At 49.3% G+C, this 15,690-nt stretch carries 12 protein-coding genes; 6 read left to right on the forward strand and 6 right to left on the reverse strand.

Annotation, left to right across the window (positions count from 1 at the left end):
* The first annotated feature begins 10 nt into the window (after positions 1-10).
* The 3 genes from EQU24_RS11475 (at position 11) to EQU24_RS11485 (ending at position 2,136) form a co-directional block, all read left to right on the forward strand.
* A complete protein-coding gene (locus EQU24_RS11475) occupies positions 11-469 on the forward strand; it encodes a DUF302 domain-containing protein (protein ID WP_014148368.1) in 459 nt (152 codons plus the stop codon).
* Between the two features lie 631 nt (positions 470-1,100).
* Entirely contained in the window at positions 1,101-1,478 is a 378-nt protein-coding gene (locus tag EQU24_RS11480; RefSeq protein WP_014148367.1) for a hypothetical protein, read from the forward strand.
* Between the two features lie 70 nt (positions 1,479-1,548).
* Positions 1,549-2,136, forward strand: coding sequence for a Uma2 family endonuclease (locus tag EQU24_RS11485; protein ID WP_017839368.1), 588 nt, complete (start codon positions 1,549-1,551; stop codon positions 2,134-2,136).
* A 54-nt stretch (positions 2,137-2,190) separates the two neighbouring features.
* On the opposite strand, the gene EQU24_RS11490 is transcribed toward EQU24_RS11485, so the two are convergent.
* The 3 genes from EQU24_RS11490 to EQU24_RS11510 all read right to left on the reverse strand — a co-directional run bounded on the left by EQU24_RS11490 (position 2,191) and on the right by EQU24_RS11510 (position 5,818).
* The gene (locus EQU24_RS11490; RefSeq protein WP_017839367.1) at positions 2,191-3,018 is read right to left on the reverse strand and encodes a quinoprotein dehydrogenase-associated SoxYZ-like carrier; all 828 of its coding nucleotides are present in this window, start codon (positions 3,016-3,018) and stop codon (positions 2,191-2,193) included.
* A gap of 375 nt (positions 3,019-3,393) precedes the next feature.
* The gene (locus EQU24_RS11500) at positions 3,394-4,308 is read right to left on the reverse strand and encodes a quinoprotein relay system zinc metallohydrolase 2 (RefSeq protein ID WP_017839366.1); all 915 of its coding nucleotides are present in this window, start codon (positions 4,306-4,308) and stop codon (positions 3,394-3,396) included.
* A gap of 628 nt (positions 4,309-4,936) precedes the next feature.
* Entirely contained in the window at positions 4,937-5,818 is an 882-nt protein-coding gene (locus EQU24_RS11510) for a LysR family transcriptional regulator (RefSeq protein WP_017839365.1), read from the reverse strand.
* 253 nt (positions 5,819-6,071) lie between these two features.
* Here EQU24_RS11510 and EQU24_RS11515 point away from each other — a divergent pair, with 253 nt between their 5' ends.
* From EQU24_RS11515 to EQU24_RS11525, 3 genes are read left to right on the forward strand one after another with little or no spacing between them, the layout of a single operon-like run.
* Positions 6,072-7,778 carry an NAD(P)H-dependent oxidoreductase subunit E gene (locus tag EQU24_RS11515; RefSeq protein WP_017839364.1) on the forward strand — a complete coding sequence of 569 codons (1,707 nt, stop codon included), beginning with the start codon at positions 6,072-6,074 and terminating at the stop codon, positions 7,776-7,778.
* A gap of 3 nt (positions 7,779-7,781) precedes the next feature.
* Positions 7,782-10,556: a formate dehydrogenase subunit alpha gene (gene fdhF / locus EQU24_RS11520; RefSeq protein ID WP_017839363.1), complete on the forward strand. Its 2,775-nt coding sequence runs from the start codon at positions 7,782-7,784 to the stop codon at positions 10,554-10,556.
* 38 nt (positions 10,557-10,594) lie between these two features.
* On the forward strand, positions 10,595-10,825 hold the full coding sequence (locus tag EQU24_RS11525; RefSeq protein WP_017839362.1) for a hypothetical protein: 231 nt from the start codon (positions 10,595-10,597) through the stop codon (positions 10,823-10,825).
* Between the two features lie 750 nt (positions 10,826-11,575).
* On the opposite strand, the gene dapB is transcribed toward EQU24_RS11525, so the two are convergent.
* The 3 genes from dapB to dnaK all read right to left on the reverse strand — a co-directional run bounded on the left by dapB (position 11,576) and on the right by dnaK (position 15,623).
* Entirely contained in the window at positions 11,576-12,382 is an 807-nt protein-coding gene (dapB, locus tag EQU24_RS11535) for a 4-hydroxy-tetrahydrodipicolinate reductase (RefSeq protein WP_026130014.1), read from the reverse strand.
* Positions 12,383-12,387: 5 nt separating this feature from the next.
* Positions 12,388-13,533, reverse strand: coding sequence for a molecular chaperone DnaJ (gene dnaJ / locus EQU24_RS11540; RefSeq protein WP_017839359.1), 1,146 nt, complete (start codon positions 13,531-13,533; stop codon positions 12,388-12,390).
* Positions 13,534-13,688: 155 nt separating this feature from the next.
* Positions 13,689-15,623 carry a molecular chaperone DnaK gene (gene dnaK, locus EQU24_RS11545; RefSeq protein WP_017839358.1) on the reverse strand — a complete coding sequence of 645 codons (1,935 nt, stop codon included), beginning with the start codon at positions 15,621-15,623 and terminating at the stop codon, positions 13,689-13,691.
* Positions 15,624-15,690 lie beyond the last annotated feature (67 nt).

A 15,690-nucleotide genomic window follows, 5' to 3' on the forward strand; every position in this document is an offset into this window, starting at 1 on the left:
ATAAAACTGTATGACAAGATCGATCGTTATTTTCGCAAGCCTGATGATTATTGCAAGCTGCGAAACCTTACAACAAAAAGGCGAGTTCATCGAATATTACCGGGTCGAAACCCAAAAACCTTACGATGACGTGCTGGCGGAGATTAAAATTGCCATTGCAGAACACAATTTACGAATTACCGCACATAGTCGTATCGGAAAAGTCATCCGAGATCGAGGAACGGCAAATTTTCCGGACTACGATACGATACAATTTTGTAACCTGACTCATGCCGAAACGTTATTGACTCTGTCGCCCCATTCGGTCAGTCATATGCCTTGCAATGTCGTGCTCTATGCGTTTGAGGGTAAAACCATCGTCAGTACGCATTTATTACCCACCGACACAGGTAATCCTGAACTCGATGCATTCTCTGTTAAAATGAACGGCATGCTCAAACTAATTGTCGATTTTGCCGTCGAGGAATAGTTTTCCGTTCGAGATCCGATATTGCATCTTAATTGAACATTAATATTTAATGCATTTTATACCTTTCGCACTTCAAATTTCGGCATTGCCAGAGGAGGCGCCTGGGTGTCCGGTCGATTTTCGCTCCTGCAAAATCGACATTCACGCCATCCATGGCATTCATAAAGGCTTTGCCAGCATGGAGCTGGCATAGAGCCTACATGGACGTATTCACGGCGTCCTTTAGCGGACACCCAGGCACCGAGTTTTGATCTACGACGGGTATACGTAAATTAATAAACAGACCATACTTTTGTTAGCCCAGTTTTAATATTTACCGAGCATAAGCTACTAAATATTAAGGCTATGCAAAGCCATTTTGGCACGTTGTTTAATTTTTATGCTTCAATAACTTAGACTGTAGACACTACATTTGTTAAGGCTGGGTTAAGAGCATTTTTTTGTAACTATTCAGTCCCCCGGCAATTGTCATTCTCACGCTCTGCGAGGGAATGCCTGAGAACCGCTCCAGCGGTACGAGACGCTAGAGCGTCTCGGTCTTCATTCCCACGCTGGAGCGTGGGAATGATAAGGGGAATGTGAATAATTACTATTTTTTCACTTTATCAAATCAGGAATTAGAGACCTTCGCATGAAAATGAAACTTCTAATCGGTTCAGCCATTCTAGCCACACTTGCCGGGTGCAGCACAACTCAAGAAAAACTTGCTGAAGACGCGCCTTTTGTCAGCGATTTTCCGACTCAGGAACGCGTCGATTATGTTCTGAGCTGTATCGCAAAGAAAGGCGGGCTGACCTACATCACCCAATACGGCTGCGGATGCAAAATAGACAAAATCGCTGAAAAAATGAGTTTTGCCGATTACGATCAAGCTAGAACCTTCGGCTTTATGCGTAAAACGCCGGGCGAGGCCGGCGGCGTATTCCGCGACCCGCCGGAAGCCAAACGATTGAGGAAGCTGATGGAAGAAGCCGAAGCTTATGCCGAAAAAAGTTGTTTCGTGAAATAACACCCTCACGATTCGCCCATCAAAAGAGGCTTTTGGCGAATCGGATGAGCTCAAACAAAGGAGGCTGTTTATGTCTGCTGTACTCAAAAAAAAGTATTATACCCAAGAAGAATATTTAGCAATCGAACGCCAAGCGCAAATCAAAAGCGAATACGTCGACGGCGAAATGTTCGCGATGACCGGCGCAAGCCGCGAACATAATTTGATTAATATCAATATTGCGAGTGAACTAAGAGCTCAACTCAAAAGCCGCCCCTGCGAGGTTTACATCAATGACATGCGGGTCAAGGCTAAAGAGGCACGCAGCTATCATTATCCGGATATCGCAGCGGCTTGCGACACGCCGCAATTCGAAGACAACCATGTCGACACATTGATCAACCCGTCGGTTATCATCGAGGTGTTATCGCTTTCTACCGAAGCCTACGATAGAGGCGCTAAATTTTCGCATTACCGCAAGATCGAATCGCTTCGCGAATATCTGTTGGTCGCTCAAGACCAGCCGCTGATCGAGCGCTATGTCCGGCAAGGCGACGCTTGGCTTTTGACCGAAACCGCCGGCCTTGATACAAGCGTTCACCTGGAAAGCATCGACTGCGTGTTAAGCCTAAAAGAAATTTACGACAAAGTCGCTTTCGAACCCGATCCAAGCAGCTAGACGAAGCCAAACCATGTCGGCTTTGGTTTCGTCAATAGCCGGTCATATACTGTTTTACGGTTTTACAGCCAAAGTTTCGGTAAAGCTTTGGCCTGCTTTACAGTTCGCTCGGCTGGTTGGACTTAGACAAGACATATCGGTAAATTCCGCTTTCAAAATGCCGCTCTTTTCCGGTATGAAATAAAACCGGAAATTCGGATCGGCACTGATCGCGATATCGGTTTTCGCCGTCAAGATCGGCTTGTCATTGAATGACACATTAACCTGATTGACGAAATGCGATTTTTTGACGAAGCGCGTCACTTGATCCATCTGCATGCCGGTGATGTTGGGATGGCTAATGAATAATTGTGCCTCATTCGCCTCGCCCGGCTTGATATTATCGGGCAACCTAAATTTGGCTTTGCCGAGCCGTTGCATTGCCGCATCCAAATCCGCACCAATCGGCGCCGAACAGCCGCCGCTAGCTTTAACGAATTTCTTGGTCATATAAAGCTGGCCGTCGCTCGTTTCGGCGATCGCGCGAACAAAGCTATAGGTATTGACACGAACTCTCATCGCTAAATCCGCTTTACCGCTATCGGGCGTGAATTCGAATTCGCCGACATAGGGAAAAGGATTCTTGTCTACCAGCACCAAAATCTTTTTGATGTATCTGTCGTTGGTTTGCGGAATTTTACTAACGATTTTCAACGGCACCAATGCAGGGTCTTCGGCTCGATAAGGCGCATCAAGTTCAATCACCGCATCGGATTCGGTAATCGTGCGACCGGCGAAAAATTGATCTTTCAATTGCGAAGTCCAGGCCGACTCGTCTTCGGCGGCCAAAGCCCCACTTGCGATCAAAGCCAAGCAGAGGGCCCCAATTATTTTATTTATCATTTTATTTCTCCTGTTAGGTAAATTAATGGGTTAGGAATATGCACAAATTTACTTCTACAAGCTTTAGGCACTGTGGAGGTTCGGCGACTCGCTTGACAGGACGCCGTGAATACATCCATGTAGGCTCGACGGCGGAATCTGATTGCCATGGATGGCATGAATGCAGATTTTGCATTACGCCACGGATGGCGTGTATTAGGGCAACGCAGGGCAGAAAAATACTCCTGCATTTTCTGCATTCGTTACATCCTTGTAACTCAGCAGTTGCCGAGGAGCAAAAATCTGCCCTGCCGCCGACGCCTGTCAATCGAGCCACCGCCCCCCCTTCAGCATTTGTCGAAGTTATTTCATGCTCGTTCCTTAATAAACGAAATATCAATCTTCCCATTCCAATTCGGCAAACGCCGCCGTGACGTTTTTTTTATGAAATTCGTCGAACAACTGCCATTGGCCTTTAAATTCATAACCAACCTGCTCGATCGCCTCTTCAATAAATCTTCCGTTTTTAATCATGTTACGAATCTCGGTCAATAAAGTGCCGAGATAACGTTGTTGAGGATCGAGACTCTTCGGCCAATCCGTGACCACTGGCCCGTGCCCGGGAATGACCTGCTTGAATGACTTTTGTTCCAATTCGGCGAGTTCGACCAACCAACCTTTTAAACTGCCGTCGAGAGTCGGCAAATGTCCGATAAAAAACAAATCGCCGAGCCATAAGGTATCGGTCTTCCGGTCGTAGATGCTCAAGTCGTTATCGGTATGCGCGGTCGGATGCGCGGTCAACAGCAATTCCCGCCCCCCCAGATCTAAGAGCAACGTTTTTTCAACCTCTATATCTGGCGGAATGATATGTTCGGCGGTTAATGCCATGCCAATCTGATCTTCTGCCTTATCGATATAGAATTGCCCACGCGCGGCCATTGCTCTGGCTAGTTTATGATGTCCGACAAATTGAGTGCCCGATTCCTTAAATGCGATATTGCCGAAAATATGATCGGGATGAACATGGGTATTAATCACATAACAAATTGGTTTACCAGTCGTTTTGGCAATCGCGCGCTTGAGCGATCTTCCTTCTTCCGGATTACCGCCGGTATCGATCACCGCGACGCAGCGTTCACCGACGATGAAACCGATATTCGCAATCGCACCGTGATTTTTATGGTCGGGCCACTCATGTTTGCCTTGATGCACATAAATACCGTCAGCGACTTGCTCAATGCTCAACACGACGCCGGCATGGGTCGCTACACAAAAAAACGACGAAATGGCAATAATTAAATAACGCAAAACAAACTCCTACTCCCTTTATACTCAAAAATTAGTTAACTTTCATGAAGGTATGGGGTGTGGCTAGCGAGGATGTCGGCAGCAGGGCAGATTTTTGCTCCTCGGCAACTGCTGAGTTACAAGGATGTAACGAATGCAGAAAATGCAGGAGTATTTTTCTGCCCTGCGTTGCCCTAATACACGCCATCCTTGGCGTTCGAAAGCTGCCGTCAAGCCCCCATGGATGGGTTCACGGCGTTCCTCGATAGACACATCCCATACCTTTTATTCTTAGGCGGTTTTTCGATCAAAAGGGAGTAAAATAAATATACCCATCGCAGATCAAAATTCGGCGCCAGGGTGTCCGTCAAAGGACGCCGTGAATACATCCCTGTTGGCTCTATGCCAGCTCCATGCTGGCAAAGCCTTTGTCGCACACCCTGGCGCCTCCTCAGGCACTGCCGAAACTTGAAGTGCGAAAGGTATATTTCATCGCGCGGAGGCGCAGGGAGGCAGAGAATAGTGCGGATAGAGTATGCTTTCCATGGTCATAAACCAATTTCCGACTTTGGTCTCATGCTTTCAAACTATGAGTCGTAATCAAAAAAATCGCTGCCCCCCTGCGCAAGTCATTACAAAGTATCAACCCTCATAAACACAAATCCAAAAAAGCCTGTGTGACTCTGGATCGTATCGCCTTTTTCGGAGCGATGATCTTAAGTTGCCAAATCAAGCCGGACGGCGCATTGAGCCTTCTCGCGACCAAACCCTGCCGTTCGTTTCGCAATGCTTGCGACGAGGCAAAGCCAATTCCCAAGCCCGCGCGTACCGCTTCTTTGATACCCGAGACACCAGTCACTTCAATTGAAATTTTTGGCTGTATTCCCGCCGAAGCCAACCACGTTTCCACTGCTTGCCGGGCGCCTGACCCCGGCTCCCGCCATATCACCTGATATTTCATGAACACATCCAATGGCACAAATTCCGGATAATCTCGGGCAATTTGATGGTCTTCGGGCAAAACTAAAACAATCTCGTCTTCCTGCCAATTGATAACTTGATAATTACCGGGCAGTTCCTGAGCATGGACCGGCCCTTCGATAAAGCCTAAATCCAAATCTTCGAGATTTCTAATGATTTCATCGGTATCGCCGGTCTTCATTCTGACATTAACCCCGGCATGCGAAGTCTGTAATAACACCAAATACTGAGGTAAATAAAAACTGGCGATCGTCGTCGTCGAACCGAGTCTTAAAGTTCCGGCATTAACTTGTTGCAGGCAACGGACGTACTCGCCGGCCTGATTGAAGATATCGGTCATTTGCTGCGCATATTCCAATAAACCTTGTCCCGCAGGTGTCAACTCGATTTGATAACCTTTACGGAAATACAAAGGTTCTCCGATTTGATTTTGCAGTAATTTTAATTGCCCGGAAACTGCCGGTTGCCCCAAATGCAGATACTCCGCAGCTTGCGTAATACTTTTAAAACGAGCCACTATAGCAAAGGTCAACAAATGTGTTGGATTCATAAATTACTGAATAATCATATTAAATAATGTTATTGCAAAATCATTTTAACGACTCGCCCAACTTTCACCAACGCCTTTATCAGCATTTCTGATGATTTTACTCAAAAATGATGAGTTGAAACCTATATCATAGCTAAGTTAAAGTGCTCACACTGAGCATGAACCCGAACATCCGACAACATCGCGAGTTCCTTGAGCATGAACAATTGGCTATAATTCCGCTCTACATGCGGACTATTTGGAGGAAACACCTGTGGCAGTGATCAATATTAGCCCCGAACAGATCAAAAAAAAGAAGCGTCAAGGCCCTAAAGGCCATGCTGTCGATCTTCGGGCACTGGAAGAAGTCAGGACTTTATTGGGCGACGAGTCTCGCCGAAGGGATTTATTGATCGAGCATTTGCATAAGATACAGGACCGTTTCCACCATATTTCTTCGAAGCACTTGGTAGCGCTGGCCAGAGAAATGAACCTGTCTACAGCTGAAGTCTATGAAGTCGCTTCATTTTATCATCACTTCGATATCGTCAAGGAAGGCCAAACACCGCCACCCGATTTAACCATCCGTGTTTGCGAGTCGGTTTCTTGCGAAATGGCGGGCGGCCATGAACTAATCGATGCCTTGGAAACCGTACTCAAAGACAAGGTTAGAATCCAAAAAGTCCCTTGCGTGGGCCGATGCCAACATGCACCCGTCGCCGTAGTCGGCCAAAACCCGATTGATGAAGCGACCACGGAAACCGTCTTAAATACAGTTGCCGAACATGAAATCACAGCGCCGGTTGCCGACTATATCAGCCTCGAACAATACCGATCCGATGGCGGTTATCAAACGCTGAAAAAAGTCATCGAAGGCGACATCAATCCCGAAAGCATCATCAAAAAAATGGAAGATTCGGGCCTTCGCGGTTTGGGCGGCGCCGGTTTTCCGGCCGGCAGAAAATGGCGCATCGTTAAAGGCTTTAAAGGCCCGCGTCTGATGGCCGTCAACATTGATGAAGGCGAACCGGGTACTTTCAAAGACCGACACTATCTCGAACAAGACCCGCACCGTTTTCTCGAAGGCATGCTGATCGCCGCATTAACGGTCGGTTGCGATGAAATCTATGTCTATTTACGAGACGAATACGCAGGCTGCCGCGAAATTCTCACCAAAGAAATCGCCAATCTGCAAAATAACCCGCCGTCAACGGTCTACCGTCTTCCTCCGATTCATTTACGCCGCGGTGCCGGCGCTTATATTTGCGGTGAAGAATCGGCAATGGTCGAATCGATCGAAGGCAAACGCGGCATGCCTCGGCTAAGACCGCCGTTTTTGGCCGAAGTCGGCCTGTTCGGTCGGCCGACGCTCGAACACAATATGGAATCGGTCTATTGGGTGCGTGATATCGTCGAAAAAGGCCCCGACTGGTTCTCCTCACACGGCAGAAACGGCCGTAAAGGCCTTCGTTCGTTCTCGGTATCAGGACGCGTCAACAAACCCGGCGTTCATTTGGCACCAGCCGGTATCACGGTACGCGAGCTAATCGACGAATATTGCGGCGGCATGCTCGACGGTCACGAGTTTTACGGTTACTTTCCTGGCGGCGCTTCCGGCGGAATCTTGCCGGCTTCGATGGGCGACATTCCGCTCGATTTCGATACCTTGAACCCGCACGGTTGTTTCATCGGTTCCGCCGCAGTAATCATTTTTTCCAATCAAGACAGTGCACGTAAGTTGGCATTGAACGCGATGAAATTCTTCGAAGACGAATCGTGCGGTCAATGCACGCCTTGCCGCGTCGGTACCGCAAAAGCGGCCGACTTGATGATGCAAGACAATTGGGACACCGACTTGCTCGAAGAGTTATCCTCAGTCATGGTCGACGCATCGATCTGCGGGCTCGGCCAAGCCGCTCCCAATCCGCTGCGCTGCGTCATCAAGTATTTTCCCGACGAATTAACAAGCACTAGAGGTTAACTCATGGCTGCGAATCCTGAATTTATGAATCAACCGCAAATCGGTTTCAAACTCGACGGTGAGGAAGTTTTCGCTTTTGAAGGCGAAACGATCTTACAGGCTGCAAAACGACACGGTAAAGAAATCCCGCATCTATGTTACTCGGATAATCTGCGCCCCGACGGCAACTGCCGGGCCTGCGTCGTCGAAATCGAAGGCGAGCGAGTACTCGCTCCGTCATGCTGTCGAAAGCCGTCCGAAGGTATGAACATCAAGGCGGAAAGCGAACGCGCAGTCCGTTCGCAAAAATTGGTATTGGAACTGCTCAAATCGGACATGCCGAAGCAGTCCCAATCTCCTTATACCCTGAAATCGGAACTGGATTTTTGGGCCGAAAAAATGGACGTCGGCACGCCTCGTTTCAAAGGCCGTAGCCAACCGCAAGCCGATCTTTCACATCCGGCGATCTCCGTCAATCTTGACGCCTGCATACAATGCACACGCTGTCTTAGAGCCTGCCGCGAAGAACAAATGAACGACGTGATTGGATATGCGAATCGCGGTTCGCATTCCGAAATCGTCTTCGACATCGCCGATCCGATGGGCGCGAGCAGTTGCGTCGCTTGCGGCGAATGCGTCCAGGCCTGCCCGACCGGCGCGTTGATGCCTGCCGGAAATGTCGGTCTGCAAGAAGCCGATAAAACCGTCGATTCGACCTGTCCTTACTGCGGCGTCGGCTGTTTAATCAAATATCATGTCAAAGACAACAAAATCCTTTATACCGAAGGCCGCGACGGTTACACGAATCATTTCCGTCTCTGCGTCAAGGGCCGTTACGGTTTCAATTACATCCACAACCCGTTGCGTCTGACCAAGCCATTGATAAGGCGCGAAGGGGTTCCGAAAAGCACTGAATTACTGGACCCTAATGACTTAGATAAAGAATTCAGGGAAGCAACTTGGGAAGAAGCGCTCGACTTCGCCGCAAACGGTTTGAAAAAAATCCGTGACGAAAAAGGCAAGAAAGCGCTGGCCGGCCTTGGCTCCGCGAAAGGCAGTAACGAAGAGGCCTATTTGTTCCAAAAACTGGTGCGCATCGGCTTCGGTTCGAACAATGTCGACCATTGTACCCGTCTATGCCATGCCTCATCGGTCGTCGCACTGTTGGAATGTTTGGGCTCCGGCGCGGTATCGAACCCGGTTTCCGATGTCGCCCAGGCTGAAGTGATCATCATCATCGGCTCGAATCCGACCGTCAATCATCCGGTCGGCGCGACGTTCATGAAGAATGCGGCCAAACGCGGCACCAAAATTATACTAATGGACCCAAACCGCACCGCGATCGCGAAATACGCGTCACACGTACTGCAATTCCGCCCCGATACCGATGTCGCATTGCTGAACGGTATCATGCATACGATATTGGCTGAAAATCTGCAAAACGACGCCTATATCAAACAATATACCGAAGGCTTCGATCAGATGCGCACGCATCTACGCAATTACAGCCCGGAAAAAGTCGCACCGATTTGCGGTATCGACGCCGAAACCATCAAAGAAGTCGCAAGGCTTTATGCGACTTCGAAAGGATCGATGATCCTTTGGGGCATGGGTGTATCGCAGCATATTCACGGTACAGACAACGCCCGCTGCCTGATCGCGCTGGCTTTGATGACCGGCCAAATAGGGAGACCCGGAACCGGCCTGCATCCGCTGCGCGGTCAAAACAACGTACAAGGGGCATCGGACGTCGGCTTGATTCCGATGGTCTATCCGGATTACGAATCGGTTGAGGATCCGAAATTCCGCGCGAAATATGAAAAACTCTGGAATACGGAACTGGACCCGAAACGCGGCCTGACCACGGTCGAAATGATCCATGCGATACTCGACGGCGAAGTGTTCGGTATGTATATCGAAGGCGAGAACCCGGCAATGTCCGACCCGAACCAAAACCACGCGCGTAAGGCTCTGGCCTCGCTTGAACATTTGGTTGTGCAAGATATTTTCCTAACCGAAACCGCGGGGTTTGCCGACGTCATCCTGCCGGCTTCAGCTTTCTACGAAAAGACCGGCACGTTCTCGAACACCGATCGCCGCGTCCAGATGGGGCGCCAAGCGGTCAACCCGCCGGGCGAAGCAAAACAAGACCTATGGATCATTCAAGAAATCGCAAAACGTTTGGGCTGCGATTGGAATTATCAAGGCCCCGAAGACGTATTCAATGAAATGCGTCAAGCGATGACCAGCATTGCCGGCATGACTTGGGAAAGACTCGAGAATGAGGATTCGTTGACCTATCCGCTCGAAAATGTCGGCGATCCGGGACAACCGATCATCTTCACAGACGGCTTCCCGACCGCGACCGGCAGAGGCAGATTCGTACCGGCCGACTTCATTCATGCAGATGAATTGCCCGACAACGAATATCCCTTGATATTCATCACCGGCCGCCAACTAGAGCACTGGCACACCGGCAGCATGACGCGGCACTCGCCGACGTTGGATGCAATCGAACCCGATCCGGTCGTCAGTCTGCATCCGCTGGATCTGGAGAAACTCGGCGTCGAACCGGGCGGCTTCATCACGGTCGAATCGAGACGCGGCAAACTCAGCGCCTATGCCCGTGCCGAGTTAGGCATACAGAAAGGCACTTTGTTCATGGCCTTCTGCTATAACGAAGCCAGCTCGAACCTAGTCACCAATGACGCGTTAGATCCCGCTGCAAAAATTCCGGAATTCAAATTCTGCGCAGTCAAGGCTTACGCAGGCGGGACACCGGATCAGCGAATAAACTAAGCTCTTACCTTTCTCCCCGGCTTTGTGCCGGGGAACTCATGATCACAGCCAAAGAAACCGGCATGAAAATCCAATTCAAATTGATCTCAGGACTATTAACCATAGCCCTCGCCGCTTGCTCGGATTCCGAACAGCAAACTGACGTTTCTCAACAATCAAAGCTACTCGAAACGCAAACCAAAGCACTTGAGGATGCTAAAAAGATGGAATCATTGCTGCAGGAAAACGCCGATCGAAGAAAGGAACAAATGGAGCAAGAAGGGATTTGAATGTATCGACTCCCACGGAAGACCGTGAAGCAGGAAACAAGTTGTGATCACAACCCGCAATCGAAAAAATAGAATAGGTCCGTTTATCTTTGTAAAGCGTAACCTTGGCGCACCGGTTTCTCAAACTGGAGAGGCTGCGAGGGCATCATAAACCATCAATTCACCATGAAGAACTGCGCTAAAAAATCAACAAACTCAATCTTCAAATCACTTCATGGTACCCATCGAACTTCAAATTTCGGCATTGACGTATGAAGGCGCCGAGGTGTTCGGAAAAGGCTGTGACAGCAGGAATGCTGTCACAGAACCTACATGGACGTATTCACCGCGTCCTTTGACGGACACCCCTGCGTCGAAATTTGACCAGCAAAGAAAGGGGATAAATGCTTTTTCTAAATCGATCCTGATTAGCAAGTTTCTTCAGCTAAAGCCCAAAGATCAGCATATCCCCTAGCAGGACGGGGTTCGCAAGCCATGCGCGTCAAGCTAAAAACGGCCAACCCACATCACGCCATTTCCCAAGCTCCAGCTTCCTGAGACCGACACAACCTCCGCACATTCTCAATCAACCCCGACTCGCTCGTTCAATCTTTCTTGATTGGCGGGAAGCTAGAGCTTCCTGAACAGGTTACCCAAGCTTGAGCTTGGGTAACAGCATATTTTGGTTTTTGCGACTACGACTGGTCCTTGCTCGGACACTTGGCTTCGGCAAGCTGAAGCATCTTGCTAATCAGGAAATCGATTGTGAGATCAATCTTTCAAACCCAACACATCCTGCATATCGTACAAACCGTTCGGTTTGTCTTTCAGCCAGATTGCGGCTCTAACGGCACCGTTCGCGAAGGTCATGCGGCTGCTGGCTTTATGAGTGATTTCGATGCGTTCGCCTTCATCGGCAAACATCACGGTGTGCTCTCCGACGATATCGCCTGCCCGAATCGTCGAAAAACCGATCGTTTTGCGGTCTCTTTCGCCGGTGACACCTTCTCTACCGTAGATCGCGCAATCCTTTAAGTCTCGGCCTAATGCCGATGCGACCACCTCGCCCATGCGTAATGCGGTTCCGGATGGCGCGTCGATTTTATGACGGTGATGGGCTTCGACGATTTCGATATCGGTATAATCACCCATGACTTTCGCGGCCATTTCCAGCAATTTGAGCGATAAATTAACGCCGATACTCATGTTAGGCGCCATTACGATCGGCACTTGTTTTGAAGTCTCGGCGATGACATGTTTTTGCTCTTCGCTATAACCGGTCGTGCCGATCACGATACTTTTTCCTGCTCGGCGACAAATGTCGATATAGTCCATCGACGGTTCCGGCCTCGTGAAATCGATCAACACATCGAACCGGTCTATTACCGATGCTAAATTATCGACTACCTTGACCGCCAACGGGCTGATACCGGCCAACTCTCCGGCATCCTTGCCGATCGATAAGCTGTCCGGCCTTGAAACGGCAACAGTCAATTCGGCGTTATCGGCAAAAGCGGCCGCTTTGATCAAGCACAACCCCATTCTTCCGGAAGAGCCAACTACAGCAATTCTTGTCATCATGATTATCCTGTCAATTTGTCAAAAAAACTTTTCACACCATCCATCCATGAGTGTTCCTGAGGGCTGTGCTGCTTGCCTCCGCCGGTTAGAGACTCGCCGAGTTTTTCGACCATCTCTTTTTGTTCCTTGGTCAAATGCACCGGAGTTTCGATTTGCACGCGACATAGCAAATCGCCGACTGCGCCTCCGCGAACGGGTTTCACGCCTTTGCCGCGCAACCTGAACAATTTACCGGTTTGAGTTTCGGCCGGAATTTTCAATTTGACTCGGCCGTTCAACGTCGGCACCTCCAGTTCCCCCCCTAAACAAGCAGTCGGGAAACTTATCGGCACTTCACAGTACAAATTGGCTCCATCGCGGGTAAATATCGGATGATCCTTGACATGAACTTGAACATATAAGTCGCCGGCCGGTCCGCCGCCCTTGCCGGCTTCACCCTCTCCGGACAAACGAATGCGGTCGCCGGTATCGACGCCGGGAGGTACTTTGACCGACAATGTTTTAGTATCCTGTACCCGGCCCTGTCCATGACATTTCCGGCAAGGGTCTTTGATTTGCTTGCCAGTTCCGCCGCACGTCGGACAGGTTTGTTGAACCGAGAAAAAACCTTGTTGCATCCGAACTTGGCCATGGCCATGACAGGTCGAGCATGTGACCGGAGACGAGCCTTTTCTTGCACCGGATCCATGACACTCGTCACACACCACCATGACCGGCACGCGAATTTTTGCCTCTGTTCCGCCGACCGCTTCCTCTAGGGTTAACTCAAGGTTGTAACGAAGGTCGGCACCACGTTGAGCGCCGCCGCGGGCACGTCCTCCGCCACCAAAAATGTCGCCGAAAACATCGCCGAAGACATCACTAAAACTTTCGCCGCTGAATCCCCCGCCGAAACCGCCCGGCCCACCACCCATCGATGCATCGACGCCGGCATGGCCGAATTGATCGTATGCGGATCTTTTTTTAGGATCGGATAAAACCTCATAAGCTTCTTTAATTTGCTTAAATTTTACTTCGGCTTCGTCAGGATTATCTTTGTTTCTATCCGGATGGAATTTCATTGCCATGCGGCGGTAACTTTTTTTGATTTCCGCGTCGCTGGCGTTTCTGTCGACGCCGAGAAGCTTATAGTAATCTTCTTTTGCCATGTTTTTTATATGATCGTTCGATGCAGGCTTATTATTTTCCGAAGAAATAAAGGCCTGATTGGGTAGGTTTTAAAATACCATACCGTGGTATTTAGATTAAGTTATACACCGGTTGACAAACCGTAATCGACAAGCCAACCGGTACCGGAATAGAATTATTTCTTGTCGTCGTCTTTGACCTCTTCAAACTCGGCATCGACGACACCATCGTCAGCACTAGACGAGCTTTTCGATGATTGCTCACCGGCATCAGCACTACCTTCGGCTTCCGATTTTTGCGCATAAACGCGCTCGGCAAGTTTACCGGACAATTCGGTTAGCGCATTGGTTTTGGCCTCGATAGCCTCTTTATCGCTTCCTTTCAGAACGTCTTTTAATTCATTGATCGCAGTTTCGATTGCCGACTTTTCATCGCCCGAAACCTGGTCACCGAGATCCTTCATCGATTTCTCGGTAGCATTCATGATTCCTTCAGCATGATTACGCGCACTCACCAATTCGGTCACTTTGCGGTCTTCATCGGCATGCGCCTCGGCATCCTTGACCATACGATCGACTTCTTCATCGGATAGACCGCTCGAAGCCTTGATCACAATCGATTGTTTTTTACCGGTCGCTTTGTCTTTAGCCGAGACATTCAAAATACCATTTGCGTCAATATCGAAAGTCACCTCGATTTGCGGAACACCGCGCGGCGCCGGAGGAATATCGGCCAGATCGAAACGCCCCAGTGATTTGTTACCGCTGGCAACCTCCCGTTCGCCTTGTAAAACATGAACCGTTACAGCGGTTTGATTGTCGTCCGCCGTTGAAAAAACCTGCGAAGCATTGGTTGGGATCGTCGTGTTTTTCTCGATCAGCTTGGTCATGACACCGCCCAAGGTTTCGATACCGAGCGATAGAGGCGTCACATCAAGCAACAATACATCTTTGACATCGCCGCCCAATACACCGGCCTGAATCGCAGCACCTAAGGCAACCGCTTCATCCGGATTAACGTCCTTACGCGGTTCTTTGCCGAAGATTGATTTAACGAATTCTTGAACGCGAGGCATTCGAGTCTGACCGCCGACCAAAATCACATCATCGATATCCGATGCAGATAAGCCGGCATCTTTTAGCGCCATTAAACAGGGGCCTTTGGTTTTATCAATCAGGTCATCCACCAAGGATTCCAATTTAGCCCGAGTCAATTTGACATTTAAATGTTTAGGGCCTGTTGCATCAGCCGTGACATAAGGCAGATTGATATCGGTCTGTTGAGAAGACGACAATTCGATTTTGGCTTTTTCGGCAGCTTCTTTAAGTCTTTGTAGGGCCAAAGGGTCGTTGTGCAAATCGATACCATTGTCGCGTTTGAACTCATCAGCCAGAAAGTCAATGATTCTAAGGTCGAAGTCTTCACCGCCGAGGAAGGTATCCCCATTTGTCGACAATACTTCGAACTGATGCTCGCCTTCGATCTCGGCGATTTCAATGATTGAAATATCGAATGTACCGCCACCCAAGTCGTATACGGCAATTTTCATATCGCCTTTCGGTTTGTCCATCCCGAATGCCAGTGCCGCTGCCGTCGGCTCGTTGATGATACGCTTGACGTCGAGACCGGCGATACGACCTGCATCTTTGGTAGCCTGACGTTGAGAATCGTTAAAATAAGCCGGTACGGTAATAACCGCTTCTTTGACTTCCTCGCCTAAATAAGCTTCGGCGTCTTTTTTCAGCTTCATCAATATCCGAGCCGATACTTCGGGCGCGGCCATTTTTTTACCGTGACATTCGACCCAGGCGTCGCCGTTGTCGGCCGGTACGATTTTATAAGGCACCATTTTGATGTCTTTTTGCACGACATCGTCTTTGAATCGGCGGCCGATCAAGCGTTTGATCGCGAACAAGGTGTTTTCGGGATTGGTTACCGCTTGGCGCTTAGCCGATTGTCCGACGAGTACCTCGTCGTCTTTAGTGAAAGCGATGACCGAAGGCGTGGTTCTAGCGCCTTCGCTATTCTCGATCACGCGTGCGGTGCCGTTTTCGAGCACAGCCACGCAAGAATTGGTGGTTCCTAAATCTATTCCGATTATTTTAGCCATTGATTGCTCCAGACTTGAGAGTGTATTTAAAATTTTAGTTGTTTACGATATGGGGGCTGTTTTAAAG

Origin of the sequence: Methylotuvimicrobium buryatense (assembly GCF_005931095.1) — a bacterium.
GTDB lineage: Bacteria > Pseudomonadota > Gammaproteobacteria > Methylococcales > Methylomonadaceae > Methylotuvimicrobium > Methylotuvimicrobium buryatense.

Excerpts from the sequence above, each read along its gene's own strand:
- EQU24_RS11480 (WP_014148367.1), top strand. The coding sequence starts at position 1,101 with ATGAAAATGAAACTTCTAATCGGTTCAGCCATTCTAGCCACACTTGCC.
- dapB (WP_026130014.1), bottom strand. The coding sequence starts at position 12,382 with ATGACAAGAATTGCTGTAGTTGGCTCTTCCGGAAGAATGGGGTTGTGC.
- EQU24_RS11475 (WP_014148368.1), top strand. The coding sequence starts at position 11 with ATGACAAGATCGATCGTTATTTTCGCAAGCCTGATGATTATTGCAAGC.
- EQU24_RS11490 (WP_017839367.1), bottom strand. The coding sequence starts at position 3,018 with ATGATAAATAAAATAATTGGGGCCCTCTGCTTGGCTTTGATCGCAAGT.
- dnaJ (WP_017839359.1), bottom strand. The coding sequence starts at position 13,533 with ATGGCAAAAGAAGATTACTATAAGCTTCTCGGCGTCGACAGAAACGCC.
- EQU24_RS11510 (WP_017839365.1), bottom strand. The coding sequence starts at position 5,818 with ATGAATCCAACACATTTGTTGACCTTTGCTATAGTGGCTCGTTTTAAA.
- fdhF (WP_017839363.1), top strand. The coding sequence starts at position 7,782 with ATGGCTGCGAATCCTGAATTTATGAATCAACCGCAAATCGGTTTCAAA.
- dnaK (WP_017839358.1), bottom strand. The coding sequence starts at position 15,623 with ATGGCTAAAATAATCGGAATAGATTTAGGAACCACCAATTCTTGCGTG.
- EQU24_RS11485 (WP_017839368.1), top strand. The coding sequence starts at position 1,549 with ATGTCTGCTGTACTCAAAAAAAAGTATTATACCCAAGAAGAATATTTA.
- EQU24_RS11525 (WP_017839362.1), top strand. The coding sequence starts at position 10,595 with ATGATCACAGCCAAAGAAACCGGCATGAAAATCCAATTCAAATTGATC.